28 protein-coding genes are annotated in these 25,339 nt (G+C 47.3%); 18 read left to right on the forward strand and 10 right to left on the reverse strand.

Annotation, left to right across the window (positions count from 1 at the left end):
* Nucleotides 1-142: 142 nt before the first annotated feature.
* Together murJ and ACYZ97_RS01110 are read right to left on the reverse strand one after the other, a co-directional pair.
* Complete coding sequence (gene murJ / locus ACYZ97_RS01105; RefSeq protein WP_473299586.1) at nucleotides 143-1,720, reverse strand: murein biosynthesis integral membrane protein MurJ; 1,578 nt, start codon at nucleotides 1,718-1,720, stop codon at nucleotides 143-145.
* Nucleotides 1,717-4,542, reverse strand: coding sequence for a [protein-PII] uridylyltransferase (locus ACYZ97_RS01110; protein WP_473299588.1), 2,826 nt, complete (start codon nucleotides 4,540-4,542; stop codon nucleotides 1,717-1,719). The genes murJ and ACYZ97_RS01110 overlap by 4 nt, the downstream gene beginning before the upstream one ends.
* A 195-nt stretch (nucleotides 4,543-4,737) precedes the next feature.
* Between ACYZ97_RS01110 and ACYZ97_RS01115 the strand changes: the two genes are divergently transcribed.
* The 3 genes from ACYZ97_RS01115 to ACYZ97_RS01125 all read left to right on the forward strand — a co-directional run bounded on the left by ACYZ97_RS01115 (nucleotide 4,738) and on the right by ACYZ97_RS01125 (nucleotide 7,635).
* Complete coding sequence (locus tag ACYZ97_RS01115) at nucleotides 4,738-5,583, forward strand: TIGR01459 family HAD-type hydrolase (RefSeq protein ID WP_473299590.1); 846 nt, start codon at nucleotides 4,738-4,740, stop codon at nucleotides 5,581-5,583.
* A 20-nt stretch (nucleotides 5,584-5,603) separates the two neighbouring features.
* Nucleotides 5,604-6,587 carry a bifunctional riboflavin kinase/FAD synthetase gene (locus tag ACYZ97_RS01120; protein ID WP_473299591.1) on the forward strand — a complete coding sequence of 328 codons (984 nt, stop codon included), beginning with the start codon at nucleotides 5,604-5,606 and terminating at the stop codon, nucleotides 6,585-6,587.
* Between the two features lie 145 nt (nucleotides 6,588-6,732).
* Nucleotides 6,733-7,635, forward strand: a complete 903-nt coding sequence (locus ACYZ97_RS01125) for a MipA/OmpV family protein (protein ID WP_473299593.1) — start codon at nucleotides 6,733-6,735, stop codon at nucleotides 7,633-7,635.
* Nucleotides 7,636-7,657: 22 nt separating this feature from the next.
* Here the strand turns inward: ACYZ97_RS01125 and ACYZ97_RS01130 are convergent, their stop codons facing one another.
* The 8 genes from ACYZ97_RS01130 to motA all read right to left on the reverse strand — a co-directional run bounded on the left by ACYZ97_RS01130 (nucleotide 7,658) and on the right by motA (nucleotide 14,081).
* Nucleotides 7,658-8,479 carry an aldo/keto reductase gene (locus ACYZ97_RS01130; protein ID WP_473299595.1) on the reverse strand — a complete coding sequence of 274 codons (822 nt, stop codon included), beginning with the start codon at nucleotides 8,477-8,479 and terminating at the stop codon, nucleotides 7,658-7,660.
* Nucleotides 8,480-8,615: 136 nt separating this feature from the next.
* Nucleotides 8,616-9,041 (reverse strand): hypothetical protein, encoded by a 426-nt coding sequence (locus ACYZ97_RS01135; RefSeq protein WP_473299596.1) that lies wholly within the window; start codon nucleotides 9,039-9,041, stop codon nucleotides 8,616-8,618.
* Nucleotides 9,042-9,100: 59 nt separating this feature from the next.
* Nucleotides 9,101-10,171: a flagellar biosynthesis protein FlhB gene (flhB, locus tag ACYZ97_RS01140; protein ID WP_473299598.1), complete on the reverse strand. Its 1,071-nt coding sequence runs from the start codon at nucleotides 10,169-10,171 to the stop codon at nucleotides 9,101-9,103.
* A gap of 17 nt (nucleotides 10,172-10,188) precedes the next feature.
* Nucleotides 10,189-11,283: a flagellar motor switch protein FliG gene (locus ACYZ97_RS01145; protein WP_473299600.1), complete on the reverse strand. Its 1,095-nt coding sequence runs from the start codon at nucleotides 11,281-11,283 to the stop codon at nucleotides 10,189-10,191.
* Nucleotides 11,284-11,310: 27 nt separating this feature from the next.
* Nucleotides 11,311-11,754: a flagellar motor switch protein FliN gene (fliN, locus tag ACYZ97_RS01150; protein ID WP_473299602.1), complete on the reverse strand. Its 444-nt coding sequence runs from the start codon at nucleotides 11,752-11,754 to the stop codon at nucleotides 11,311-11,313.
* Between the two features lie 44 nt (nucleotides 11,755-11,798).
* Nucleotides 11,799-12,269 (reverse strand): BAB2_0123 family type IV secretion system effector, encoded by a 471-nt coding sequence (locus tag ACYZ97_RS01155; RefSeq protein WP_473299603.1) that lies wholly within the window; start codon nucleotides 12,267-12,269, stop codon nucleotides 11,799-11,801.
* Complete coding sequence (locus ACYZ97_RS01160) at nucleotides 12,250-13,203, reverse strand: FliM/FliN family flagellar motor switch protein (protein ID WP_473299604.1); 954 nt, start codon at nucleotides 13,201-13,203, stop codon at nucleotides 12,250-12,252. Before ACYZ97_RS01160 ends, ACYZ97_RS01155 begins: the two co-directional genes overlap by 20 nt.
* 2 nt (nucleotides 13,204-13,205) lie before the next feature.
* Nucleotides 13,206-14,081: a flagellar motor stator protein MotA gene (motA, locus tag ACYZ97_RS01165; RefSeq protein WP_473299605.1), complete on the reverse strand. Its 876-nt coding sequence runs from the start codon at nucleotides 14,079-14,081 to the stop codon at nucleotides 13,206-13,208.
* A gap of 270 nt (nucleotides 14,082-14,351) precedes the next feature.
* On the opposite strand from motA, the gene ACYZ97_RS01170 reads away from it, so the two are divergent.
* From ACYZ97_RS01170 to fliP, 15 genes are all read left to right on the forward strand, one after another.
* The gene (locus ACYZ97_RS01170; protein WP_473299606.1) at nucleotides 14,352-15,158 is read left to right on the forward strand and encodes a DUF1217 domain-containing protein; all 807 of its coding nucleotides are present in this window, start codon (nucleotides 14,352-14,354) and stop codon (nucleotides 15,156-15,158) included.
* 89 nt (nucleotides 15,159-15,247) lie between these two features.
* A complete protein-coding gene (gene flgF, locus ACYZ97_RS01175; RefSeq protein ID WP_473299608.1) occupies nucleotides 15,248-15,988 on the forward strand; it encodes a flagellar basal-body rod protein FlgF in 741 nt (246 codons plus the stop codon).
* A 269-nt stretch (nucleotides 15,989-16,257) separates the two neighbouring features.
* Nucleotides 16,258-17,589, forward strand: coding sequence for a FliI/YscN family ATPase (locus ACYZ97_RS01180; protein WP_473300595.1), 1,332 nt, complete (start codon nucleotides 16,258-16,260; stop codon nucleotides 17,587-17,589).
* Nucleotides 17,589-18,449, forward strand: a complete 861-nt coding sequence (locus ACYZ97_RS01185) for a hypothetical protein (RefSeq protein ID WP_473299610.1) — start codon at nucleotides 17,589-17,591, stop codon at nucleotides 18,447-18,449. The genes ACYZ97_RS01180 and ACYZ97_RS01185 overlap by 1 nt, the downstream gene beginning before the upstream one ends.
* A 220-nt stretch (nucleotides 18,450-18,669) precedes the next feature.
* A complete protein-coding gene (flgB, locus tag ACYZ97_RS01190; RefSeq protein ID WP_473299611.1) occupies nucleotides 18,670-19,059 on the forward strand; it encodes a flagellar basal body rod protein FlgB in 390 nt (129 codons plus the stop codon).
* 2 nt (nucleotides 19,060-19,061) lie between these two features.
* Nucleotides 19,062-19,478, forward strand: coding sequence for a flagellar basal body rod protein FlgC (flgC, locus tag ACYZ97_RS01195; protein ID WP_473299613.1), 417 nt, complete (start codon nucleotides 19,062-19,064; stop codon nucleotides 19,476-19,478).
* Nucleotide 19,479: 1 nt separating this feature from the next.
* Nucleotides 19,480-19,662, forward strand: a complete 183-nt coding sequence (locus ACYZ97_RS01200) for a hypothetical protein (protein WP_473299614.1) — start codon at nucleotides 19,480-19,482, stop codon at nucleotides 19,660-19,662.
* Between the two features lie 2 nt (nucleotides 19,663-19,664).
* Nucleotides 19,665-20,012 (forward strand): flagellar hook-basal body complex protein FliE, encoded by a 348-nt coding sequence (gene fliE / locus ACYZ97_RS01205; protein ID WP_473299616.1) that lies wholly within the window; start codon nucleotides 19,665-19,667, stop codon nucleotides 20,010-20,012.
* 49 nt (nucleotides 20,013-20,061) lie between these two features.
* Nucleotides 20,062-20,859 carry a flagellar basal-body rod protein FlgG gene (gene flgG / locus ACYZ97_RS01210; RefSeq protein WP_473300596.1) on the forward strand — a complete coding sequence of 266 codons (798 nt, stop codon included), beginning with the start codon at nucleotides 20,062-20,064 and terminating at the stop codon, nucleotides 20,857-20,859.
* 4 nt (nucleotides 20,860-20,863) lie between these two features.
* On the forward strand, nucleotides 20,864-21,322 hold the full coding sequence (flgA, locus tag ACYZ97_RS01215; protein WP_473299618.1) for a flagellar basal body P-ring formation chaperone FlgA: 459 nt from the start codon (nucleotides 20,864-20,866) through the stop codon (nucleotides 21,320-21,322).
* Between the two features lie 44 nt (nucleotides 21,323-21,366).
* A complete protein-coding gene (locus tag ACYZ97_RS01220; protein ID WP_473300597.1) occupies nucleotides 21,367-22,545 on the forward strand; it encodes a flagellar basal body P-ring protein FlgI in 1,179 nt (392 codons plus the stop codon).
* Nucleotides 22,545-23,150 carry a MotE family protein gene (locus ACYZ97_RS01225; protein ID WP_473300598.1) on the forward strand — a complete coding sequence of 202 codons (606 nt, stop codon included), beginning with the start codon at nucleotides 22,545-22,547 and terminating at the stop codon, nucleotides 23,148-23,150. The genes ACYZ97_RS01220 and ACYZ97_RS01225 overlap by 1 nt, the downstream gene beginning before the upstream one ends.
* A 35-nt stretch (nucleotides 23,151-23,185) precedes the next feature.
* Entirely contained in the window at nucleotides 23,186-23,878 is a 693-nt protein-coding gene (flgH, locus tag ACYZ97_RS01230) for a flagellar basal body L-ring protein FlgH (RefSeq protein WP_473300599.1), read from the forward strand.
* 158 nt (nucleotides 23,879-24,036) lie between these two features.
* On the forward strand, nucleotides 24,037-24,528 hold the full coding sequence (locus ACYZ97_RS01235; RefSeq protein ID WP_473299620.1) for a flagellar basal body-associated FliL family protein: 492 nt from the start codon (nucleotides 24,037-24,039) through the stop codon (nucleotides 24,526-24,528).
* Nucleotides 24,525-25,301 (forward strand): flagellar type III secretion system pore protein FliP, encoded by a 777-nt coding sequence (fliP, locus tag ACYZ97_RS01240; RefSeq protein ID WP_473299621.1) that lies wholly within the window; start codon nucleotides 24,525-24,527, stop codon nucleotides 25,299-25,301. The genes ACYZ97_RS01235 and fliP overlap by 4 nt, the downstream gene beginning before the upstream one ends.
* The last annotated feature ends 38 nt before the right edge of the window (nucleotides 25,302-25,339 follow it).

Consider the following 25,339-nt stretch of genomic DNA (forward strand, 5'->3'; position numbering starts at 1 on the left):
TGTGTCCTTTTAATTCTTCATGCATGTAGATTTCCCAAAAGGTTTTCGGTTTTGGCTACACGCTATCGGTGAGTGGTTTTCGCAAAGCTTGGTTTACAAAGCAAGGGTATTTTTTCACGCCTGTAAAGAGTGAACTTTATCCCTATTGTGTTTTATTTTTGGGTGCACGCTTTAGACTGCGTTTGATCATATTGAGGCTGGCACCGCCAAGTATGAAAGTAAGGCTGAAGTAGAAGATCATAGCGCCGATAACCAATGCAAAAACGGTTGAGGCCCGTATGACAAGCGAAGCTTGGGATGAAAGCTCGAATGAGAGGTAAGAAATGGCATAATGCAATGCCACAGCCATTGCGATAGAGGCAATAACAAGTTTGGGAATACGTTTAAGCAAGACACTATCACTGCCCCAATGACCGCGTTTGGTCAGGGTGACGAAAAGCAATATGGCATTGACCCATCCGGCGCTAACTTCGGCAATGGCAATGCCGCGTGCTGAGAGTAATGGAAATAATGTCAATGCAATAGCAATATTGATGACAACTGAGATGCCGGCAAAAATCATCGGTGTCTTGGTATCTTCACGGGCAAAAAAGCCGGGAATGAAAGCTTTGATCAGGACAAAGGCGGGTAGGCCAAGGCCATAAATGCCCAATATGGCAGAAACGATGGATGTTGAATCAGCGCTAAAATGGCCGCGCTCGAAAAGGAGGCGTACGAGAGGTTCAGACATGACCAGAAAAGCGGTGGCGGCTGGTAATGTCAAAAAAAGAGTAAATTCGACCGAGCGGTTTTGCAGATGAGCGGCCTCTTCCATATCGCCGCTGCGTAATGCGCGTGCAAGTTCGGGGAGAAGAACGGTCGCAACTGCAATGCCGACAACACCAAGCGGCAATTGATAGAGCCGGTCGGCATAAACAAGAGCAGAAACCGCGCCGGATTCCCCGGACGCAATATTCGTATTGATGAGAAGATTGATCTGTGTGATGCCGCCAGTAATGGCTGCCGGTAGAGCCAACCATAAAAGACGGCGGACATTTTTTGTAAAACGGGGTAGCCGAAAGCCGATTTTCATACCGGCATTTCTAACCGCCACCCAGACAATGATCAATTGCACGATGCCGGATACCATGACACCCCATGAAAGACCAACGCCGACATGCCATGGATCAAGTTTATATATCCATGCATAGGCCAATACGCCGATCAGGATAATATTAAGGAATACCGGTGCGATAGCAGCGGCGAAGTAGCGATGCAACGAGTTGAGCATGCCGCCCATCATGGCAGCCAGTGACATACAGGTCAGATAGGGAAACATGATTACGGCAAACCGTACTGTTGCTTCGAATTTTGTAGCATTTTGTGTAAATCCTGGCGCAATGACATAGGCGACAAGCGCTGGCATGGAAAGTTCCATAGCGATGGTCAGGATCAGCAGAATGGAAAAGAGTACGCCGAACACCTCTTCGGAAAATTTTCGCGCGCTTTCCATGCCATCTTCTTCAATTTGCTTGGCAAAGAGAGGGACAAAGGCCGAATTGAAAGCACCTTCGGCGAAAAGTCGCCTAAAGGTATTGGGAAAACGGAAAGCCGCATTGAAAGCATCGGCAACCGGTCCGGTGCCGACCGCAGCCGCCATAAGCATTTCACGTACAAAACCAAAAATACGGCTCATCAAGGTGCCGCTGGCAACGGTTGCAAATTTTTTTATCAGGCTCATGAAACTGGTCTAACGCGAGAGTCTTTATTTTCGGTTTCAAACAGTGCCAATAATTTGCGGCGAATATTGGATTGGCGCTGTGGGCTGATGACTTTATGCCCAACAAGATCACGGACATAGAAACTATCGATAATTTTTTCGCCAAATGTCGTAATATGGGCCGAAGCAATATCAAGGGACAGATCGGAAAGTGTGCGGGTGAGTTCTGATAGCAGACCTGCACGGTCCATGCCTTCAACTTCGATAACGCTGAATTTGTCGGATAATGAATTGTTGATTTCAATACGTGGGGCAACAGTAAAGGCTTTGGCAGCCTTTTTAGGTTTCGCGCGTGCGGCAATAACTTCGGGCAAGCGGATTTTTCCTGCCAATGCATCCTCGATCATTTTACTGACACGTGCGGCACGCCGCCGCTCATCATCATCAAGATTGAATTCACGGCTGATCATGATTGTATCAAGCGCACGGCCATCCGTTGTGGTAAATATCTGGGCATCGACAATATTGGCCCCGGCCGCGGCACAGGCCCCGGTGACAACCGAGAGCACGCGAGGATGATCGGGAGCAAGTACGGTGATTTCGGTTACAGCTTCGAAATTATGAGGCTCAACGCTGGTTGCCAATGTTTTATGGTCTTTGTCTGCGGCTTCGATAAAGTAGGCGTGACGCAATTGGTCCTCGCTTGATACGGTAAGCCAATAATTGGAATAATGCAGATCAAGATAGGCTTTACGCTTTTTCTGTGGCCATGATTCTAGTTTTTCAATCAGGCTGTTTTGAACAGATTCGATGCGCTCAATGCGTGAGACAGTTGGGAAACCGCCGGTCAGTACAATTTCGGTTTCATAATAGAGATTGCGCAATAACTGGCCTTTCCAGCCATTCCATACGCCGGGACCAACACCTTTAATGTCACAGATTGTCAAGATCAGTAGTAGTTTTAATCGATCCATGGTTTGTACGACATTGGCGAAATCTTCAATGGTTTTACGATCATTGAGATCGCGTGATTGAGCCACCGTACTCATCGTTAGATGTTCTTGGATTAGCCAGGCAACAGTTTGGGTTTCTATGGGGGTAAGACCAAAGCGTGGGCAGAGTTTGCGCGCGATTCTTGCACCCGCAACCGAGTGATCCTCGGGCCTGCCTTTGGCGATGTCGTGCAGGAATAGGGCTACATAAAGCACCTTGCGCTCACGTTTGAAAGTAGGCAGGATTGAAGCCGCCAGTGGATGGTTGTGTGCGCTGTCGCCATGTTCAAGTTCGCTCAAAATGGCAATGCAGCGCAGTAGATGTTCATCAACTGTATAATGATGATACATGTTGAATTGCATCATGGCGACAATTTTACCGAAGTCGGGAACAAATTTGCCCAGAACACCGGTTTCATTCATCCGCCTTAAAATCAGGGCAGGGTCGCGGGGCGAACTAATAATATCGACAAACAGGCGGTTGGCTTGTTCATTATCGCGCAGGGTTCCGTTGATGAGTTTGAGCGAGCGGGATGCTTCCTGAACCGCATGGGGATGGAGTTCCAGCCCGTCACGATCAGAAATATGGAAAAGTCGGATGAGATTGACCGGATCATTTTTGAAAACATCATCATTGGCAATGTTAAGACGTTGGTTATCGATAATGAAATCGTTTGTGCCTGCAATCTTTTTACGGCGTTTGGAAAAGGTCAGGAATATCTGGTTCAATCCCGGAACCGGTTTGGCGTGTTCTTCTTCCAGAGCAGATGCGACGATGCGGGTAAGATCGCCAACTTGTTTGGCAACCAGAAAGTAATGCTTCATGAAGCGTTCGACATCTTCAAGGCCTGGATGGGCGGTATATCCAAGTCGATGGGCAATGTCGCGCTGGATATCGAAGGAAAGGCGCTCCTGCGCTTTACCGACGAGAAAATGCATATGGCAACGTACAGCCCATAAAAAGTCGTCGGCTTTTTTGAAAATACGCAACTCCGCTTTTGACAAGACACCAAGCGAGACCAGCTGGTCAACAGTCTTAATATGATAGTAATATTCACTGATCCAGAGCAAGAGCTGCAGATCGCGTTGACCGCCTTTGCCTTCTTTGACATTGGGTTCGACAAGATAGCGTGTTTCACCGGTTGTTTTGTGTCTATCATCACGTTCTGCCAGCTTGGCGCGAATAAATTCCGATGCGGTACCGGTGACAACTTCATTGTCATAACGTTTTTTCAACTCACGGAATAATTCTTTGTTGCCCGCTAGAAACCGCATCTCCAGCAAGGCGGTACGTACGGTCATGTCGTCTTTGGCCATACGGATGGAGTCATCGATATTACGGGTAGCGTGGCCGACTTTGAGACCAATATCCCAAAGCATGTAAAGAATATATTCCATGACCTGCTCACCCCACGGGGTTTGTTTCCATGGCAGCAGGAAGTGGATGTCGATATCAGACCCCGGAGCCATTGTACCGCGGCCATAGCCGCCAACGGCGACAAGAGTAATTTTCTCGCCGCTTGAAGGATTTGGCAATGGATAGATTTTTTCGCAGACAAAATTATAGAGTGTTTCGATAATATCATCGGTTAGTTGTGAAAGACGGCGGGCGCAATAGCGGCCGTGCCCATTTTGCAGTAAAATGGTTTCAGCTTTTTTTCGGCCTTCGGCGATAGCCTGTTTAAGCCGTGCAATAATTTGGGGCCGTATTTTTTGACTGATGTCGCTGTGGAGCTCATGGCCGACCAGTTTGTCAAGGTCGGCATGCAGTTGGTTTTTGTCTATCAGGGTTAAACCTTTTGCTGACGGGCGCAGGTGAGTTTCAAGGTTTGAAGCGACGGCATCTGTCATGAAATATCCGGTTTGATAGGGCCTTAAAAATGCGTGGAAGACAAGCATAATAAGCATGTTGACTAGACACAAGCAGGAAATGGGTTCTATCACGCATAGATCGATGCAAGGAAAGCCGATAAAGCAGATGACAGGCGCTTTGACTTGCTATAGGTCTTGACCATATTGATTGATGAATAGACCGGAACCATAGAGATGAAATTCATAACCTCCTTAGCAGAGATTGCAGACCAGTATGATGTCTTTTTTTGTGATGTGTGGGGCGTTGTCCATAATGGTGTTGCCGGTTATGAAGATGCTATCCGCATTCTAAAGACAATGCGTCAAAAGGGTAAATGCGTTGTTCTGGTAACCAATTCGCCACGTCCACATGATAGCGTTGAAACACAAGTGGCAGGATTTGGCATTGATGGGAGTTGTTATGATGCGATTGTAACATCGGGGGATGTTACGCGTAGTCTGATTGAAAATAGTGCCCGACGGATATTCCATATCGGAACCGAGCTGGAGCTGGTGCTTTTTGATGGTCTTGATGTCGAACTGGTTGAGGAGTTTGAAGCCAGTTGTGTTGTTTGCACTGGTCTTTATGATGATAGCAGCGAGACACCGCAAGATTATCAGGAAATGTTGATGCGGATCCGTTCGCGCAATCTTCCCTTTATTTGTGCCAATCCTGATATCGTGGTGGAACGCGGCAATAAGATGGTCTGGTGTGCTGGAGCCTTGGGGCGTGAATATTCTTTGATGGGTGGGCGTACATTGGTGGCAGGTAAACCGCATCGGCCGATCTATGAATTGGCGCTTGAAAAAGCCCAGGCAATTAAGGGACCGGTAGATAAAAACCGTATTCTTGCTATCGGGGATGGTATGTTGACCGATATTAAAGGTGCGGTTGAATATGGTCTTGATGCATTATTCATTGCTGGTGGCATTCATGAAAAAGAATATGTAACGGATAGCAAATTTGATCGTGATCGTTTAGCCGCTTTTATTGACAAGCAGGGACATCATCCTGTCGCTATTATGCCGTCCTTGGTATAAATAATATTCGGGAAATAAGTATGGAAAAGACATTCCTACAACTAACTAGTCCGGCTGAGTTGCCGTTTTCGCTAAAAGGCGGAGTGGTGGCGATCGGTAATTTTGACGGTGTTCACCGTGGCCATCAAGCCGTACTGGAAGAGGCACTATTACAAGCGAAAGCAAAGGGTTCTCCGGCCCATGTCTTGACATTCGAGCCACATCCGCGTGCATTTTTCAATCCCTCGCAACCGCTTGATCGGTTGACATCTCTCTCTGAAAAAGCGGAGCTGATCAGATTGATGGGGTTTGACAGTATTATTGTCCAGAATTTTACCCGTGATTTTGCCGGGCTGGCTGCTGATCAATTTATTCGTGATATTTTGATCGGACAAATGGGGGTACATGCTGTTGTTACAGGTTATAACTTTCATTTTGGGGCCAAACGGAGTGGCACACCGCAAACCTTGAAAGAAAAGGGTGACGAGTATGGATTTTCCGTGACACTTGTCGAGCCGTTTTGCGACGAGAATGGGGAGGTTATCTCATCAAGCCGTATTCGCAATCTTTTAGGCCAAGGGTGCATTGGTGAAGCCGCCGGACTTCTCGGGTATCGTTATGCAATCAAGGCCCCTATCATTCATGGCGAAAAACTGGGCCGTACCTTGGGTTTTCCAACAGCCAATATGATGGTTCCGCAAGCAACCGGTCTTCGATATGGTGTTTATGCTGTAAAATTCCGATTGATGGATGGTCAGTTGTATAATGGTGTCGCCAGTTTTGGCCGTCGGCCAACGGTGAATGAAGTAGATCATCCGCTGCTTGAAACTTATCTTTTTGATTTTGATGGCAACCTTTATGATCAGAATTGTCGCGTTTCCTTTTTTTCCTATCTGAGGGGAGAGGAAAAGTTTGATGGACTTGATCCATTGATTGCGCAGATAAAATTGGATTGCGCACAGGCAAAAGCCTTTATGGAGAAAGTCGAGCCACTTTCATTTCTTGACCGTCACTATACATTCTAGCAGATATAGTAATTGTCTGTGAGCAGGTTCGGTATAAATTTAAATTAAAAATTTACTTGTTGGGGGCATGGTAAGGGAACTTTAGCCCCTCAGGCCGCATGGTCTGTCCTGAGGGGTGATGTGTGTATTGCGTCGGAGTATTAAAGTGTCCCAACTAATGAAAGCAGGTTCTGTTTTTGCACTGAGCCTATTAATAAGTGAAACAGTTTTCGCTCAAGGTCTTTATAATTATCAGACAGGGCAGGTGGAAAGCCAGTCTTCTGCACAAAAGCAGGTAGACCAACAGAATTATCAGGCAACCAATACGCAAGGAAAAAAGAACTTTTATGCCGGACACTGGTCTTTGACATTGGGCGCTTCGGCTGCTGGTGCACCAAAATATATTGGCGATGATAGTTATGAGTTCAAAATAAAGCCGCTTATTTCATTTGGTAAATATGGTGCTGGTGCGCGTTTTGTTTCGCGCAATGACAATGCTTCTTTTTCACTTTTTGAATTGAATGCGCTTCGGCTTGGTTTGACCGGTAAGATTGTCAGTGAACGCGATGGTGGTACATCGGATGACCTGAAAGGCTTAAGTCGGGTCAAATGGGGGGCTGAAGTTGGGGGATTTGCTGAAATTTATCCAGTGGACTGGATGCGGGTGCGCGCTGAATTGAGACAAGGTATCCGATCCCATAACGGGGTTACAGCCGATGTGGCGGTTGATGCATTCAAGGATGTTACGCCGACTATCCGTATTTCAGGTGGCCCGCGTACATTTTATGCGACCAAGGATTATTTTAAGACATATTATGGTGTGAATGCTGAAGAATCATTGCGTAGCGGATTGAAGGAGTTCCATCCTGATAGCGGTTTTGGGTCTGTTGGTGTTGGTGGTGCCGTTACGTGGAAAACAACAGACAAAATAACAACAAATGTTTTTGGCGAGTATAGTCGTTTAACGGGAGATGCAGCCGATTCATCATTGGTGCGCGAGCGTGGTGATAAAAACCAGTTCACCCTTGGCGTATCGGCAACCTATCGGTTTGATTTTTCGCTCGATTGATTTTGGTTGTTATTCCTCTTTGTTAAAAGATATTCGGATCAGGTCCGATACGGCCGCCACTCTGGTCAAGTGCGGTAATCGTGTCATGATCTGCGGCTGTCAGCGAGAACGAAAAAATATCGAAGTTCTCTTTCATGCGTTGCGGATTGGCTGATTTGGGAATGGCAATGTTGCCGACTTCCATATGCCAGCGTAAAATAATCTGGGCAACCGAACGGCCGTGTGCTTGGGCAATCGTTTTTAATGCCGGTTCATTGAATAAAGCACCACGGCCAAGAGGGCTCCATGCCTGTGTCGCAATATCATGTTTTTGGTGATAGATGCGCAATTCCTTCTGTTGAAAATAGGGATGAAGTTCTATCTGGTTGAGAACTGGTTTTATACCGGTCTCATTGATGAGACGCTCAAGGTCAACAATGCGAAAATTACAGACTCCGATGGATTTTATACGTTGTTCTTCTTTGAGACGGATTAGGGCTTTCCATGAATCGACATAAAGATCACGTGACGGTGAAGGCCAGTGGATCAGATAAAGATCAAGCTGGTCAAGTTGTAGTCTTTTCATACTTTCATCAAAAGCCCGCAAGGTTGCATCATAGCCTTGGTCATCGCTGGCTAATTTTGTGGTAATAAAGAGTTGTTTGCGCGGTATTTCGCTTTGCTTGATTGCACGGCCAACACCATTCTCATTATTATAGAGCTTAGCAGTATCAATACTACGATAGCCGATATTGATGGCGGAGACTATGGCGGATGGTGTATCAATATCACTGATCTGCCAAACGCCATATCCGAGTTGGGGAATTTCATATCCATCATGAAAGCGGATTGTCGGCACACTCATTTATCTCTCCCGTTTAATATCTACGAGACCAATTGTATCTTATATGGTGACAAAAATATTGAGGTAAAGATTTGTCGTTGTGGGATGTAAAAAAATGAATATAAGCGAAATCCTCTTTATTCCTTAGGCTTTTCCATTACATGGCTGGCTTCAGGATGCGCGCATCATTGAGCGCTTGTACAAGTTTTTGGGTATTATCTTCTGCATCAGTTGCTGGGTTCTCAAAAATGATGTTGTCAAGCTGGACATTGAAGCTTTCAGCGGAAAGAGTCAGGCGGAAGTAGGCGGTAACGCCTTCATTGGAAAACTCCATGTCCAATGAGATCGAGGGAAGTTCATCCCATTCCAGCTTATAGTTGCCGCCATTGCCAAACCGCAAGGTGTGAGGATAGAAATGCAGCTCTGTGGCAGCATCGACAATATCTGTAATATTGGCAAATTGTTCAGCTTGGATATAGACAATGTAATCTGCAGGGTCGACAAGTTTGAGGTCTGGCAGGATACGGGCAACCTGACGGGCAATTATCATTTCACGCATTTCGGTGAATTCTTCATTTTTCATTTTTATACTCATTTGTTAAGGCCCCGAGATTTTGTTGTATAATGCGTTTCATGTAGTAATCAATGCAGCTTTTGTGTATTGATAAAACGGATTAGTTCGGCAACAGCCTGATAAAACTCTTGTGGGATAATTTGGTCAATCTCGACTTGCTTGTAAAGGGCGCGGGCTAGTTCAACATTTTCGATAACGGGTACATCGTTTTCAGTAGCGATTTCACGGATTTTCAAGGCCAATATATCCTGCCCTTTGGCAATAACGACGGGGGCGGGGTCTTGGGGCGGATTATAGCGCATTGCAACGGAAAAGTGTGTTGGGTTGGCAACAACCAGAGTTGCCGAAGGTACTTTGGCCATCATGGCGCGACGGATACGATCACGTGCTAATGAGCGCATACGCGCCTTAAGCATCGGGTTGCCTTCCATATCCTTGTGTTCGTCTTTGACCTCTTGTTTTGTCATACGCAACTGGTTGCGCCAATTGATGCGCGACCAGAAAATATCGAAACCTGCAATAGCGACAACGGCAACAGTATTGCAAATCAAAAGGCTGGCAAGTTCGGAACGGATAAATTCCGGAATTGCTTTTGGGTCAGTGGCGAGGGCATCGATAAAAACAGTATTTCCTTTAAAGAACGTCATGTAGACGATACCGGAAACACCGACAAGTTTTGCTAATGATTTGAGAAATTCAACGAAGCCAGCCTTGCCGAAAATACGGCTGAAACCAGACATGGGGGAGACGCGTGAAAATTGTGGCCTAATGCGTTCTCCGATGAAGCGGGGTGCGTTCTGGATCATTGATGCTGTCATGCCAGCAACAGGAATAATGACAAAAATAGGCGCCAAAGCTACACCGACGGTCGTACCGACAATAATCAAAAGATTCTTGATATCTTCTGCACCGTTAAGACGCCAATCTTCAGGTCTGTCTATCAGCTGGAATAAAAAGGTGGATAGTTTTGACATGCTTGGATAGGCGATGAACACAGCGATCATGGAAAAGGCAAGGAGTGAGCAGAAGATCGGTAATTCGCGAGAGACTGGAAGGTTACCCTTTTCTTCCGCTTTTCGGATCTTGTTTTCGGTTGGCTCTTCGGTTTGACTCTCTTTGTCTGGTTTATCCTCAGCCATCCACTATAGTGCAGCACTCAGGCTGCACCCTCCTCTTCACCGGCAAGGCTGATGGAACCCTGTTCGGCAAGTTGGATAGCTGCCTGCGCGATAGCACGTCGTGCATTGGATATATCGGTCTGACTGATTTGGTCGTTCGGGGTGGCCAGTTCACCTTCTACCATGCGGCGGCTGCGCTGCGACAGAGAACTCAAAATAAGTTCGCTCATCTGTGCGTCGGCGCCGCGCAAGGCCATGATAATGGTATCGGCAGGAATGTCATCAAAAAGCAGCAAGCGTGCGCGTTCGCTGAGCCGCGGAATGTCGTCAAAGACAAAGAGTTTCGATTTGATGGCAGCAAGGTCTTCCGGACTGATTCCTTCAAGACTTGATAACATTTCATCAATTTCACTCTTGTCGAGCTGATTAAGAATGGTTGCGACCTGACCGTAATGGGATTTTTCTTCCACAGCAGTTTCTTTAGTCAGCAGCGGACGCAAGGCGCTTTCAAGTAATTCATCTGCAGCCGGTTGGACATTGCGCAGATGCAGGGAACGCTTGATAATATCAGAGCGTACAGCCATGTTTTCTTCGAGGAGAATTTTAGCCGCAATGTCAGAAGGCAGTTTGGAAAAAATATAGGCAACAACCTGTGGGTGTTCTCCCGTCAGATGCCCTTGTAGGTCTTCCGGCGACAGACGCGCCATAATATCCCAAATACTTTCCATTGGCAGTGCGGGAGTGGAAGATGGATCAAGTACGGCTGCAGCCTCATCTTCTGGCAGCGTTTCAAGGACAAGGTTTTCGAAACGTTCGCCAGCTTGCGAGAATGAAACGCCTTCGGCGAATTTATCTTCAAACTCCCGAACCAAGACTTCAAAGTCAGACAGGCTAATATCAGGCAGTGTATGGGCCTGACCGGTAAGACGGCGTAGATCGTCAGGGCTGAAATGTTTCAAAAGTCTTGCGGCAGCAGGTTTGCCCATCGCAACCAGAAGCGCGGCCACCTTTTGTTGGCCGGTGAGTGAATCGATAATGGAAGAATGCAGCGCTTTTGTTTTTTCGCTGATAGAATCACCTGATACTTTCAGATTTTCTTTACCGATATCTGTCTTTTTTTCTGCTTCTGACATGTGCGTCTTTCGCTTGGTGCGTGCCGGTTATTTACCGATTACTTCTGTAAGGCTGACGCCGAAGCGCGAAGAATCATCCTCCAGAACAATAACTTCACCGCGTGCAATAATGCGACCGTTGACAACGATGTCCACAGGATCACCGATCTGTTTGTCAAGCGTAATAACGGCGCCGCGGCCAAGATTCATCAATGTTGCAACTGGCATGGTTGTTGAGCCCAGTACAACTTGAACCTCGACAGGGATGCTCATGATGAGATCAGAGTTACTGGCCGTATCGGCTGGTGCAGCAGTGCTGCCTGCCGGTTTGGCTGCGCCACCCGCTGCAAAATTACCCGCTGGTTTGGCACCGCCTGCAAAGCCGCCAGCACCCGGAGCGCTACCGCTCGGTTGAAATCCACCTGTAGCGCCGGCTGGTTTCGGCGCCATTGAAGGGGCTGCGCCCGGTGTTGGTTTTATTTCATCTGCCATTGGCTTCACCGTTTTTTCTATGGCCAGAAGGCCGTTTTATCGTTTTAAAGCTGGATCTTGTTGCCAAGGGCCGCTTTATGGACTTTTCGGTTCACGAAAACCGGCAAGCCGCTGGTTTGTACTGCTGGAGAAATAGCAGCTGAATGACCTGCGCTCGATGATACTGCTGGGCCGTGAGCCTGAGCTGTCAGGATACCACGCAGACGGTTAAAATCCCCTTGCAACTGATTGCGTACATTTTCCATATGGGCAACAGAGCGGTCAACGTCACGACGGATACGTGCCGATTCGCCAATCCGGGCATCAAGCTTACGGTTCTCGTCGCGGAAGTCCTGATGTTCTTCACGCAGTGCGCTGACTGCACGGTCAAGACTGCGTGTTGCAGCGTTTACCTGTATGGCAAGCTCGCGGCCAAGACGGATTGTGTTGGCAAGTTTGCGGGTTGTGATTAAAAACACACCCAGTGACAACATGGCCATAACGGCACTGATGATATTAACCATGAACCAGCTCATCGATCATTTCCTCTTCTTCATCAATTGGATCACTCACCCGGATAGAAAAATTTGTTCCTACTTTGCCGAGAGAGCATTTATAAAGTGGTTTGTCACCGCTTCGTAAGCGAATTTGTTTAACAGCGTTAACGGGCAACGGCAGAACTTGTCCTACAGTGAGATTGCACAGATCTTCCAATGTCAGTGTGCCCTGCAGCATATAGGCTTCGATATTGACGTGGGCACGGCTGACTTCTTGCCTTAAGCGTTTGGCCCATGTTGGATCCGTGCGTGTCGAAGGAGTACGCAACATACGTGTAATCGCTTCCTGAATAGGCCGATGGCAGCTGCGTGGCATCAGAATGCGTAAATTGGTATGTTCTTCACCATATTTCACAGAAAGCAGACAGGTGAACATGCGGGCATGTTCATATTCTTCCATATCAAATTGTGCTGCACTGACAATGTCCTTAACGCTCATTAATGTACCGTCGCCATTGCCAAAAATATCATCCATGGCCTGCGCTAGTGATTGGGCAACAGCTTGACCAACTTGCTTTTCAACAGCACTGATCGGACGGCCATTGCGATTGCCAGCGCTGGGCGTGGCGGCACCAAAAAAAGCATCTGTTGCAAGACTAAGCAGATCTGGATCAAGAATGAAAAGAACATTGCCGCCCCAACGGTCGGCTTCTGCCGTGACAACCAGTCCATCTGTTCCCATGGCGGCGGGAATATCCGATGGATTGAGGGTGTCGAGAGCTTCTACATTACTTTCAAATGGTGTCGAGCTATAGAGGGTAAGGCGTGAACACAGATTGATGACCGTATCACGAAAGATGTGCTGGAATGACATAAGGTCATCGCTGGAAAGACCAGCAGCGCGCAGAATGTGCTCGGCAAGCGCATCCTGTTTCTTTTCGTCGACGGGGGTTTCTGTATTCTGTTCAGACATGATTAGGCCGCTTCTTTCGCTGCGCCCGGTGCTGACATGGCTTCTTGTTCAACAACGTCAATAGTCGGACGGTCTTTGGCAGAAATGGTTTTGCGTCCGTATTCCAGTGCAATTTGTGGCATGGCACCGTTCATATAGGCAATCAGGGTTTGTTTGATGACAACATACATACGGGCTTTTTTATCGCGCACCATTTTGATTTTTGTCGCGATCGGACCAAACACACCATAAGAGAAGAAGATACCGGCGAATGTACCGACAAGCGCGGCGCCAATCAAATGGCCCAGCACTTCAGGAGATTCATTCAAGGCACCCATGGCCTTCACGACACCAAGCACGGCAGCCACAATACCGAGGGCAGGAAGACCATCGGCAATGGCCTGCATCGCCTCATAAGGCTTCTGGGAGTCGTGGCTGATCGTATGGATTTCTTCATCCATCAAGGCTTCAATTTCAAATGGCCTTGCATTCCCGATAATGATCAGGCGGCTATAGTCACATATGAAATTGGTAATGGAATCATCCTTTAAGACACCTGGATATTGTTGGAATAGCGAAGACTCTTTTGGATTGTCTATGTGGCCTTCTACCTCGGAACGTGATTTTGAACGCATTTCACGCATCAAAGCAAAGAGAAGGCCGAGAACAGAAAGAAAATCTTTCTGTTTTGGGACAGCATCTTTCAATGCTTCCAGCGTTGCTTTCATTGTATCCTTAATAGTTGGGAAGGGATTGGCAATGACAAAAGTACCCATAGCCGAACCGAGAATAATGACATATTCCCAAGGTTGAATGAGAACCGAGACGTGCCCACCCATGGCCATAAAGCCACCAAGCATACATCCCAGAGCAATTGCTATACCGATAATAATACCCAAGGCAAGATACTCCTATTGCCAGATTGATCGTGGTTATAAATGTTAGGGCTTGCGTGAAGCTTGCCACATGAAAATGTAACATAACACAAAAAGTAAAAAACTTGCATAGCCCCTGATTATGGCGCATTATATATAAAGGCTCATGATGAGTCAGACAATTGGTACAAGCGGCTATGTTATATGCCATCATCTTATTAATAGTTTTTTAAGAGATCAGGTTCAGGCAAGCTTCACCATCTATTCTCTCAGTTAATCGGGAAAGGTATCGCTATGATTGGCACTTATGTCAGCTATAGAAATACAATTGATAATATGAAGAAAACGCTTGAACGGGTTCAAAAAGATCCTACTGTCGAGCGTGAGACAGCCTATTATCAGGAAAATATTATTTACGCGAAATCGCTTGACGATTTTATGGCGGATGACCGACTCTATAATTATGCGACAAAAGCATACGGCCTTGAGGATATGTCTTATGCCAAAGGTTTAATTCGTAAGGTATTGAGTGATCCGAAATATGCTGCAGGCATGACGGATAAGCGGTTTCAGGCATTTGCAAAGGCTTTTGACTTTAATAAATATGGTGAAAAGACTACGCAGCAGGATTCAGCAACGAAAGTTGCTGTAAATCGGTATATGCAGCAATCGCTTGAAGAAGATGTCGGCAATTCAAATCCGGGCGCGCGTTTGGCGTTGTATTTCAATCGTACAATGACGACACTGGCACGTGATGGAAAATTGAACAAAGATGGATGGGCCTATCAAGTTCTTGCCGATAAGGCGTTGTCCGAAGTTGTTTTTACGGCATTAAATATTCCTGATTCTGTCAGGGCATCGGATATTGATGCGCAAAAAAAGCTGATTGAGAAGAAGCTTAATGTCAACGATGTCGTAACGGCGGATGGCGGTGTTTCTAGCCAGTTTATTGGTCGCTTCAGTGCGATGTACGATTTGAATAACCAGTCGCAGGTTAGCCCTGCATTGACAATTTTACAAAGTTCGAATGTAGGGGGTGTTGCAGGCTTTTCGCAAAATACCTTGCAGGCGATGCAAAATTTAAAACCTGGCGGATTCTGAAGGATAGAGGCTGTTTGAAGCTTATATCTTCTATCCGCCGGATATGGATCCGGTAAGCGGATCTATAGAAATGGAAGGATGGAAGATCGATGCAGAATCCGATCTATGTAGGTGTATCTGGTCAGATTGCACTGGCGCGACGCATGGAAGTGATCGCGATGAATATGGCCAATATCAATACGCCTGGGTTTCGAGGCGAGGCGTTGAAATTTGATAGCTTGGTTTCCCAAACTGCAACCGATAATCGTGATACAGTCAGCTTTTCATCTGCCGGTGAAAGTTTCATCACGACCAATCGCGGTCCCGTAACGCAGACAGGCAATGCGCTGGATGTTGCGGTTAAAGGGGATGCCTATTTTTCTATTCAGACACCGACAGGTGTTTCCTATACACGTGATGGCCGTATGATCATGACGCCGGAAGGTGGTTTGGTCAATGTTTCAGGCTATCCCTATCTTGATAATGGTGGGGCGCCTTTGCAGATTGATCCGCAAAATGGACCGCCGCGTATTTCGGCTGATGGTGCTATTTATCAGAATAATCTTCAGGTTGGTCAGATCGGGGTTTTCCAGCTTCAGGAAAATTCCAAACTGAGCTATGGTATGAATCAGTCTATTGTGCCGGATAAGCCGCCTGTGCCGGTTGTAGATGATGCGGTCAATGGCGGTGTCATGCAAGGTTATATCGAAAATTCCAACGTCAATGGCGTCATTGAAATGACTCGGTTGATCGAGGTCAGTCGTGCTTTCGAACAGGTGGAAGCAATGCTGCGCACCGAGGAAGAAAGTAACCGCAATGCTATCCAGACACTGGGCGGTAAAAACCAGTAAGTGTCTATATTTTCGATTAACATATAGTTTGAAAGATCTGATCTGTGGCCGATATTACCCCGACAGAAAATCGACCGGATGAAGCTGGTGCCTTAAAGGCAGCCGTTGTTGCTGAAGGTATGGATGATACTCCGGTTGAAGCAGGTGATGTGGCCGTATCTCAAGCTGAAAATGATAGTCGTCTTGTCGAGAATACGGATGATATTAGGGGGGCAGCAGCCTTGTCTTTGGCAACACCGTTGAAAAGCTTGTCGCGTCTGGCGGCTTTTATGGTTCGTGAAAATGCCCATCCTTCGACATTGGTCAGTTCAGGCGGGGTTGTGAGCGATGTATCACGTGCGGCAATTTCTACGCGTGGGCTTTCTGATTCTGTTGCATTAGGTGATAGTGTCTTGATTGAATGTAATCGGGAAATGTCTCGTGGTGAAGTAATCCGGGTTAATGCCGATCATGCGCTAATCAAACCTTTTGATGAAACCAAAGTGCCTGTTCTCAATGCATCTGTTTTTCCGGCCGGTCCCTTGCTGATGACGCCGGATGTGTCGTGGAGGGGGCGTGTTGTCAATGCGCTGGGTGAGGCGATTGACGATCTTGGGCCATTACTTTCAGGTGATCGTAAAATGCCGGTTGAAACCCATGCGCCGCCAGCATTGAAGCGTGGTCGTGTTGGTACAGGATTACGCACTGGTGTAAAAGTGATTGATATTTTTACACCGCTTTGTTTTGGGCAACGTATTGGTATTTTTGCCGGGTCAGGCGTTGGTAAATCGACATTGCTTGCCATGATGACCCAGACAGATGATTTTGATACGGTCGTATTGGCTATGACCGGTGAACGTGGTCGTGAAGTACGCGACATGCTTGATGATACTATGAAGGGCAAGCTTGATAAGGTTGTAACTGTTGTCGCAACTGGTGATGAAAGTCCGATGATGCGTCGTCTGGCGCCGGCAACGGCAACAACCATTGCAGAATATTTCTGTGCACGCGGTGACAATGTTTTGTTGATGGTCGACTCGGTAACACGTTATGCCTTGGCTGCGCGTGAAGTGGCTATTGCCGCCGATGAACCGCCGGTATCGCGTGGTTTTCCGCCGAGTGTTTTTTCTCAGCTTCCGCGTTTGCTTGAACGCGCAGGCCCCGGCCCCGAGGGCAAGGGTTCTATAACCGGTGTTTATGCGGTTTTGATTGACGGGGATGATCACAATGATCCTGTCGCCGATGCAATCCGCGGTACTCTGGATGGGCATATTGTGTTGGATCGTTCGATTGCGGCGCAGGGACGCTTTCCGGCTGTTGATATTCCTTCATCTATTTCACGTCTTGCTCCATTGAGCTGGACACCTGAACAGCGCAAGCTTGTACAGAGTTTGAAAGAGATGATTTCACGTTTTGAAGAATCTCGTGATTTGCGTGCTATGGGTGCCTATCGTCCCGGCTCGGACGCAATATTGGATCAGTCTGTTACTTTGGTGCCGCGTATTTACGAGGCGATGCAGCAGGGGCCGTTTACGGCAGTGTCGCGTGATCCTTATGATGAATTGGCGAGATCACTAAAATTAGACCCTGCAGCCCGACAAGTTGAAGGGGGGAGGCCATAATGACCGATATGACTCATGGTGATGATTTTGGCGGCTTTAGCACTCTGGTGCCATCGCGTCTCTTGCAGCGGCATAAGAAAATGCAAGAACGCTCACAGCGCGCGGAGCAGGAATTATCCCAGCTTCTTTATGGCATGGAACGTGGGCAGCAATCTGTCAAACGCGTTGAGGAGACGGCGGGCCAAAATTCCTTGTGGGGGCGTATAAGAGCATTCTTGACTGGTACGGAAGATGTGTCGTTGGATCTGTATTATGATAATAAAAGTCAGAGCCGGACCAAGGCACTGTGGATGGCAACAGGCGGAACGGGCTTATTGGGGCTTTTCACATCGTTGGATGCATTGTTGCGTATTGGCGGTATTGTGTTGGCATTGGGGTGTGGCAGTCTGCCGATTGTTGTTTATGCCTTGCAGATTAATATGCTGCATTCGGCTAATAATAATTGGTCATCTATGTCAAGCAGCCTATCCAGGCAGCCTAATGCACAAAGTCGTTTTCAGGAAGGGCCTTATGAGCCGGTAGACACAGTTGATCCTTATGCTGCGGCAGAATTGGATGAAGCAAAAGCCATTATGTCAAACGGAGCAGGCTTGCCTGTTGGTGATGTGCCGGCGCCAATCGATACGGGGTTAAAACCGACGGCACCTGCGGCAAAACCTTATGTCCTAAAAGATGTAGTCGATGGCATGGCCTTGATTGAATATGACCAAAATTATTGGTTTGCTGCACCGGGTGGTGTTTTGCCGGATGGCAGCCGTTATATCAGGGTTGTCAAGGACAAGCAGACAGGTGGTTGGAAAATGCGTACATCAAAGGGTGTTATTGTATCACAAAAGCAGGTCGGTAAGACTGAAGGCTAGTCTGACATAATGGTTATGGGCGTATTTTCTTAATGGCTTGATGATTTTTTTATTAAAAAATCAATATAAAACATTACGTTAAAGAATTTCTTTTAAATATTAACAAGACCTTACCCTGACGCAAGCTTTGCGCAAGATTGGGTCGCTATTGTGTTTTTATCGCAAGAAGCTCCTCTAAAACGGCATCGTCCGAGAATGAGGGCCAACAAGGTAAGGACACATGGTCGAATCGGTTAATCTTTTCGATTTAGCATCAAAGCAGGCTGAATGGCTTGCTGTACGCCAGCGTACAGTGGCGGGCAATGTTGCCAATGTGAATACGCCCGGATTTCAGGCGCGTGATGTCAAATCTTTTGAATCAGTTCTCAACAATCAAGTTATGAGTATGGCTGTTACCAATCAGGCGCATATGGATGTGACAGATGGTGGTATGGGAACAGAGGCTTTGCAGCCTATCGACACGAGTGAAACAACGCACTCGGGCAATACTGTTAATCTGGAAGATGAAATGCGCAAAGGCGGTGAAATTGGCCGTGAGATGCAGCTCAATACCGTTATTGTCAAAGCTTTCCATCGCATGATGATGGCAACTGTAAAAGGAGGTGCTTGATTATGTCTGATCCTCTAATCGCAGCAGGCCGCGTGGCGGCAACAGGTTTGTCGGCGCAGTCGACACGGTTGCGTATTATCGCAGAAAATATGGCCAATGCCAATTCGACAGGGCCGACGCCGGGGTCGACACCTTATCAGCGCAAAACAGTTAGTTTTGAAGCTGTGCTTAATCCTTATGAAGATTCACAAGGTGTCGAAATATCACGGATTGATCATGATCGTGCGCCCTATATCATGAAGTATGAACCAGGCCATCAGGCAGCCGATGCCAATGGTTATGTTAAATACCCCAATGTTAATGCCATTGTTGAAATGGCGGATATGCGTGAAGCCAATCGTACTTATGAAGCCAATCTTCAGGTCATCCGGCAGGCACGTGATCTTGTTTCACAAACTATAGATTTATTGAGAGGCTGATATGCTGGATATGAACCTGCAAGCAGAAGATATTGTTGTTGATATCAATGCATTGATTGAGAGCGCTGATGTCCTGACAGGCCAACAGGAAAGCACGATTGATGAATCTTACAAGGCTGATCTGGAAGTCATCCGCCGTTCGGCACATTTGATGGCTGGTCTCATTAAGTTTTCGAGGATTTAAAGATGATACAGTCTCTTACCAGTGTTGCGACACGTGCGGCTCTTGATCGTTTGACACAGACGCATGGTGCCGGTCAGGCAGCGCAGACAAATCCGATTACCCCGGGACAACAGACCCAAGACGCCAAGGCAACAAGTTTTGACCAGGTTTTGGCAGAAATATCAGGGGCGGCTAGCAACAAGTTACAAAATGCCGAAAGCTTATCGATGCAGAAAATGGCCGGTGGCGACGTTGCGGTGCGTGATGTGGTCAATTCGGTGATGGAAGCCGAGCAATCATTGAATACGGCAATTGCCATTCGTGACAAGATTGTTCAGGCCTATCTTGAAGTTAGCCGTATGCAAATTTAGTCGAAACCTTATGGTTTCTAGAATTTAGACAAGGAACGAAAACATGGTGATGAGAGCTTTATCGATTGCTGCAACCGGTATGAATGCCCAGCAGACCAATCTTGATGTTATTGCGAACAATATCGCCAACGTCAACACGACGAGCTATAAGCGTGCGCGTGCCGAGTTTGCCGATTTGATGTATACATCGGAACGTATGGTCGGTGTGCCGAACATGATGAATCAGGCAACCATTCCTGAAGGCGCGATGATCGGTATGGGGGTGCGTACAGCCGCTGTCCGTAACCTACATATGCAGGGTTCATTTATCCAGACCAATAATGATTTGGATCTTGCCATTCAGGGACGTGGCTGGTTTGAAATTCAAGATCCCAACGGTAATACATTCTATACTCGTTCGGGTGCGTTCAATATCAATGAAAACGGTGAAGTGGTCACACTTGACGGGAACCTCGTGCAGCCGGTGATCAATATTCCGAATGAAATCGGTAAGAATGGTATTATTACCGTCAGTCAAGATGGTACGGTCTATTATAAAACTGATGCCGATGCTGCACCGCAGGAAGCCGGTCGTATTAATTTGATCAACTTCACCAATGAAGCCGGTCTTGAACCGGTCGGTGACAATCTCTTTCGTGAATCACAGGCTTCTGGTCCTCCAATTGCCTCCAATCCGGGTGAAGAGAATTTTGGTACGCTGTTACAGGGATATCTGGAAGCATCCAACGTCGATCCAGTGAAGGAAATGACGGATATGATTGCTGCCCAGCGTGCTTATGAATTGAATTCCAAGGTTATCCAGACCGCCGACGAAATGTCAGCTGTTGTCTCGAAAAATCTGAGGTAATAAAATGAAAAAGCTTTCGTTTCTTAGCTTTGTGATAATGTTCTTTGCCATGATCGGACAAGGGCATGCTGACCGGTTTGATTTTATTGTACCGACAAAAACGGTCTATCCGGGCCAGACAATCACAGATATCGGGCTTATTGAGAAAAGCTTTTTTGTCAAAAACGATGCGGCTCCGCTTTATGTGCTGGAATTGAAACAGCTGATGAACAAGGTTGCTAAGCGTACTCTTGTTGCCGGACGGCCTATTTCCCTGTCGGCTTTGGGAGAGCCTGTTTTGGTTAATCGCGGTCAGTCAACTAAGCTGGTTTTCCAGTCAGGTGATCTGACAATTACAGCTAATGGTGTGCCGCTGGAGCCGGGTAGTGCCGGCGATATGATCAAGGTACGTAATGTCGACTCCGGTCGGGTTGTATCGGGTACGGTAATGGATGACGGAAGCGTCCGGGTAGGTTTCCAATGATTATACGTTCTTTTGCACTTTTTGCTGCATTGTTGACGGGGATTATGCCGCTTTATGCCGATGGGGCTGGAAAGGGCGCACGTCAATTCAGCTCGCAAGCAGCTGCCGATGCCGATTGGCTCGGTTCGGGTGGTGATCCGGCAAAGATGCGTTATGCCGAACTTGGTGCTTCCGGTGTTGTGGCTCGTCTTAAAGATATCGCTGAAATTCAAGGTGTGCGTGATAACCAGCTTGTTGGTTATGGTCTGGTCATCGGCCTTAATGGTACGGGTGATTCATTGCGCAATGCACCGTTTACCGAACAGTCCTTGCGGGCCATGCTGGACAATCTGGGGATTAGTCCGCCTGCAGGTGCTTCACGCGCCAACAATATTGCGGCTGTTATTGTGACGGCTGACCTGCCACCTTTTGCAACGCCGGGGTCACGTATCGATGTGTCGGTTTCTTCTTTGGGTGATGCGACATCGCTACAGGGTGGCACGCTTGTTATGACGCCTTTGTTGGGTGCAGATGGCGAGACATATGCGGTAGCACAGGGTAATATGATTATTTCCGGTTTTGGTGCACAAGGTGCGGCTGAAAGCGTAACGCAGGGTGTGCCGACATCAGGCCGTGTGCCGAATGGTGCATTGGTCGAGCGTAAGGTTGAAGGCAATTTCAATCATGAAAACGAGATTGTTTTGGAATTGCGCAATCCTGATTTCTCGACAGCCGTCCATGTTGCCGATTTGGTCAATATTTTTGCTTCCAAGCGTTACGGTAAGACAGTTGCCAAAGAGCGTGATGCCAAGACAGTTGTCTTGACTAAGCCTAGCGATATTTCTTCAACACGTTTTATTGCCGAGCTTGAAGGTTTGCCGATTCCCACAGATGAAGTGGCACGTGTTGTTGTTGATGAACGCACGGGTACTGTTGTTATTGGCGAAAAAGTTCGGGTTTCGAAAGTGGCGATTTCGCATGGTTCTTTAACTGTGCGTGTTACAGAAACGCCTTATGCTTCGCAGCCACAGCCTTTTTCCGAGACTGGTGAAACGGTTGTGCTGCCGCAGACAGCAGTTGATGCCAATGAAGAAACATCGCAAATTGGTGTTTTGAGCGGTACAGATCTTGATAATCTTGTGAAAGGTCTCAATCAGATCGGAATCAAGCCGACGGGCATTATTGCGATCTTGCAGGCCATCAAGACATCGGGTGCCTTGCATGCGGAGCTTGTCGTCCAATGATGAAATCACGCCGCCATGTGTTGACTGTTTTAAGTCTGGTACCCTTTGCCGGCCTGATCGGGAATGCTTATGCGCAGACACCGCAAGGGAAGCCCGCTGAAGCAACCCCGAAAATCGGTGGAGCTGCGCCGGCAATCGAACCTGGACAGGCACCATTGCCTTCAGCTAATGCCAGCGTCGATGAGATTGAACGCTTTTGCGGTAATATTGATAGTCAGGCTGCCGATGCGCGTTTTGAGTTGCAAAGTCAGCAACTGGTGCAGCTACGTTCCCAGATTGATGAACGTATCAAGGTGCTGGAAGAGAAGCGCAAGGAATATGAAACTTGGCTAGTGCGCCGTAACGAGTTTCTTGATAAAGCGCAGGATTCATTGGTTGCGATCATTTCAAAAATGAATCCATCGGCGGCTGCCGCCCAATTGGCGCTTGTTGATGATGTGGCTGCGGCTGCTATCATTCTCAAGCTGACACCGCGTGTATCAAGCGCGATTATGAATGAATTGCCGCCGGAGAAATCCGCTAATCTTACGCGTGTGTTGGTAAGTGTCCAACATGTGCCGGCCGGTAAACCCCTTCCATCTAAAGCCGCGGAGGCTACACAATGAAAAAGATTGTAACAATCCAAAATAAGATAAAAGCCATGAAAATTGTCGGGGGGATACTGGTTGCGGCGACAATGCTGTCGGGCTGTGCCTATAATACCAAAGATTTCAATCGTGCGCCTGATTTTTCACCGGTGCGTGCCGACCTTGGCTATGCGCCGTCACTTAATCCGGATCTTTATCCGTCCAAGCCGAACGAAAGCAAGTATTCGCTTTATCAAGCCAATTCGAAAAGCTTTTATCGTGATCCGCGTGCGACCAAGCCCGGCGATGTTCTGACGGTTATGATTTCGATCAATGACCGTGCCAATATGAATAATAAAAGCGATTTGAAAAAAGATTCGAGCGCCAAATACAGTCTGGGTGCGAGTTATCATTTGCTAGCCAGAAATGCCGGTAGTGTAAATGGTGATTCATCCGCCCATTCAAAGGGTGATGCCAAAGTTAATCGTAACGAGGATATCCAGCTTTCGGTTGCTGCTGTCGTGACCGATGTACTGCCTAATGGCAATCTGGTGATCAATGGTTCGCAGGAAGTACGTGTCAATTATGAACTACGTGTATTGAATATTGCCGGTGTTGTGCGTCCGCGCGATATTACTGGTAATAATACGATCGCTTATGACAAGATTGCCGAGGCCCGTATTTCTTATGGTGGCCGTGGTCGTATGAGTGAAATACAGCAGCCGCCTTATGGGCAGCAATTGCTCAATCAGATTTCACCATTTTAATCGTCGTTCAAGACAAGAGGCAATCCGTTTATCTTTCATAAACGGATTGCCTCTTTTGTATTTAGTCTTTATTCATTCCTTTAAATCAATATGGTATAGATGGGACATGGGGTGATCATATCATCCTGTTGTTTGGCAATTGTTGACAAGGTTTACTTATGGCAGCGGATGACGCTTCAGGTGCAAAGAAGAAAGATGGCGGTGCCAAAGCCCTTATTATTGCCGGGGCGGTGCTGACTCTCGTAGCGGCTGCCGGTGGTTGGCTGCTTGGGGCTCAGATATCCAAAGAGATTACGCCGCCACCGCCGCCGGAAGTTAAGGAAAAGGCTGAAAATCTTGGCAATATTATTGCCGCCAATGCCAATGTTACCGTATTGCCGCCGATTTTGACCAATATGGCTGCCCCCAACAATGCATGGATTCGTATGGAAGTGGCATTGGTTGCACAGCCGGGTGAAATTGTTTCTCCGGCTCTGGCAGCAGAAATTACAAATGATTTTCTGGCTTTTATGCGTGAGACAACAATTGCCCAGATAAAAGGTCCTTCCGGTTTATTAGGCTTGCGTGAGGATTTGCTGGATCGGGCGCGGGTGCGTTCGGAAGGAAAAATTTCCAACGTCCTGATTTCATCTTTGGTGATTGAACAATGAAGCGTCTAGGTCTTGCATTTATTATGGTATTGGTTTTTGGGATGGGGGCTGCTCTGGCGCAAAGCGCTGGTGGTGCTGCCGCTCCTACAGCCGGTGTGGGAAGTGCATTGGCCAATCTGGTACCGCAAGGGGCGACAACTGTTTCGGGACGTATCGTTCAGCTTTTCGGTCTTTTGACCGTTTTGTCGGTAGCGCCGGGGCTGTTGATGATGGTCACCAGTTTTACCCGATTTGCTATCGCTTTTTCCTTGTTACGCTCGGGCCTTGGGTTGCAGACAGCGCCTTCCAATCTTGTGATGGTATCATTGGCATTGTTTATGACTTTTTATGTGATGGCACCGGTTTTCAACCAGTCATGGACAAATGGTGTGCAGCCGTTGATTGATAATAAGATTACCGAACAACAGGCCGCGCAGGAAATCAGTCAGCCTTTTCGTAATTTTATGCTTTCCCAAGTGCGTGAAAAGGATCTTGATCTTTTTGTCGATCTTGCTGATCCATCTTTTCAGGTAGGCGAGGGAGAACAGGTCGATCTGCGTGTATTGGTACCGGCTTTTATGATTTCGGAATTGCGGCGCGGTTTTGAAATCGGTTTTCTGATTGTATTGCCGTTTCTGGTGATTGATCTGGTCGTTGCGACATTGACCATGTCGATGGGTATGATGATGCTGCCGCCGACTGTTATTTCTCTTCCCTTTAAAGTCTTGTTTTTTGTGTTGATTGACGGGTGGAATATTCTTGTCGGCAGCTTGATAAGATCATTTGGCGTATAGCGCTCCGGCTTGATGGCGCAATAGAATCTGAATTCTGG

The sequence above is a fragment of the Bartonella sp. bp_1 genome, from assembly GCF_055808085.1.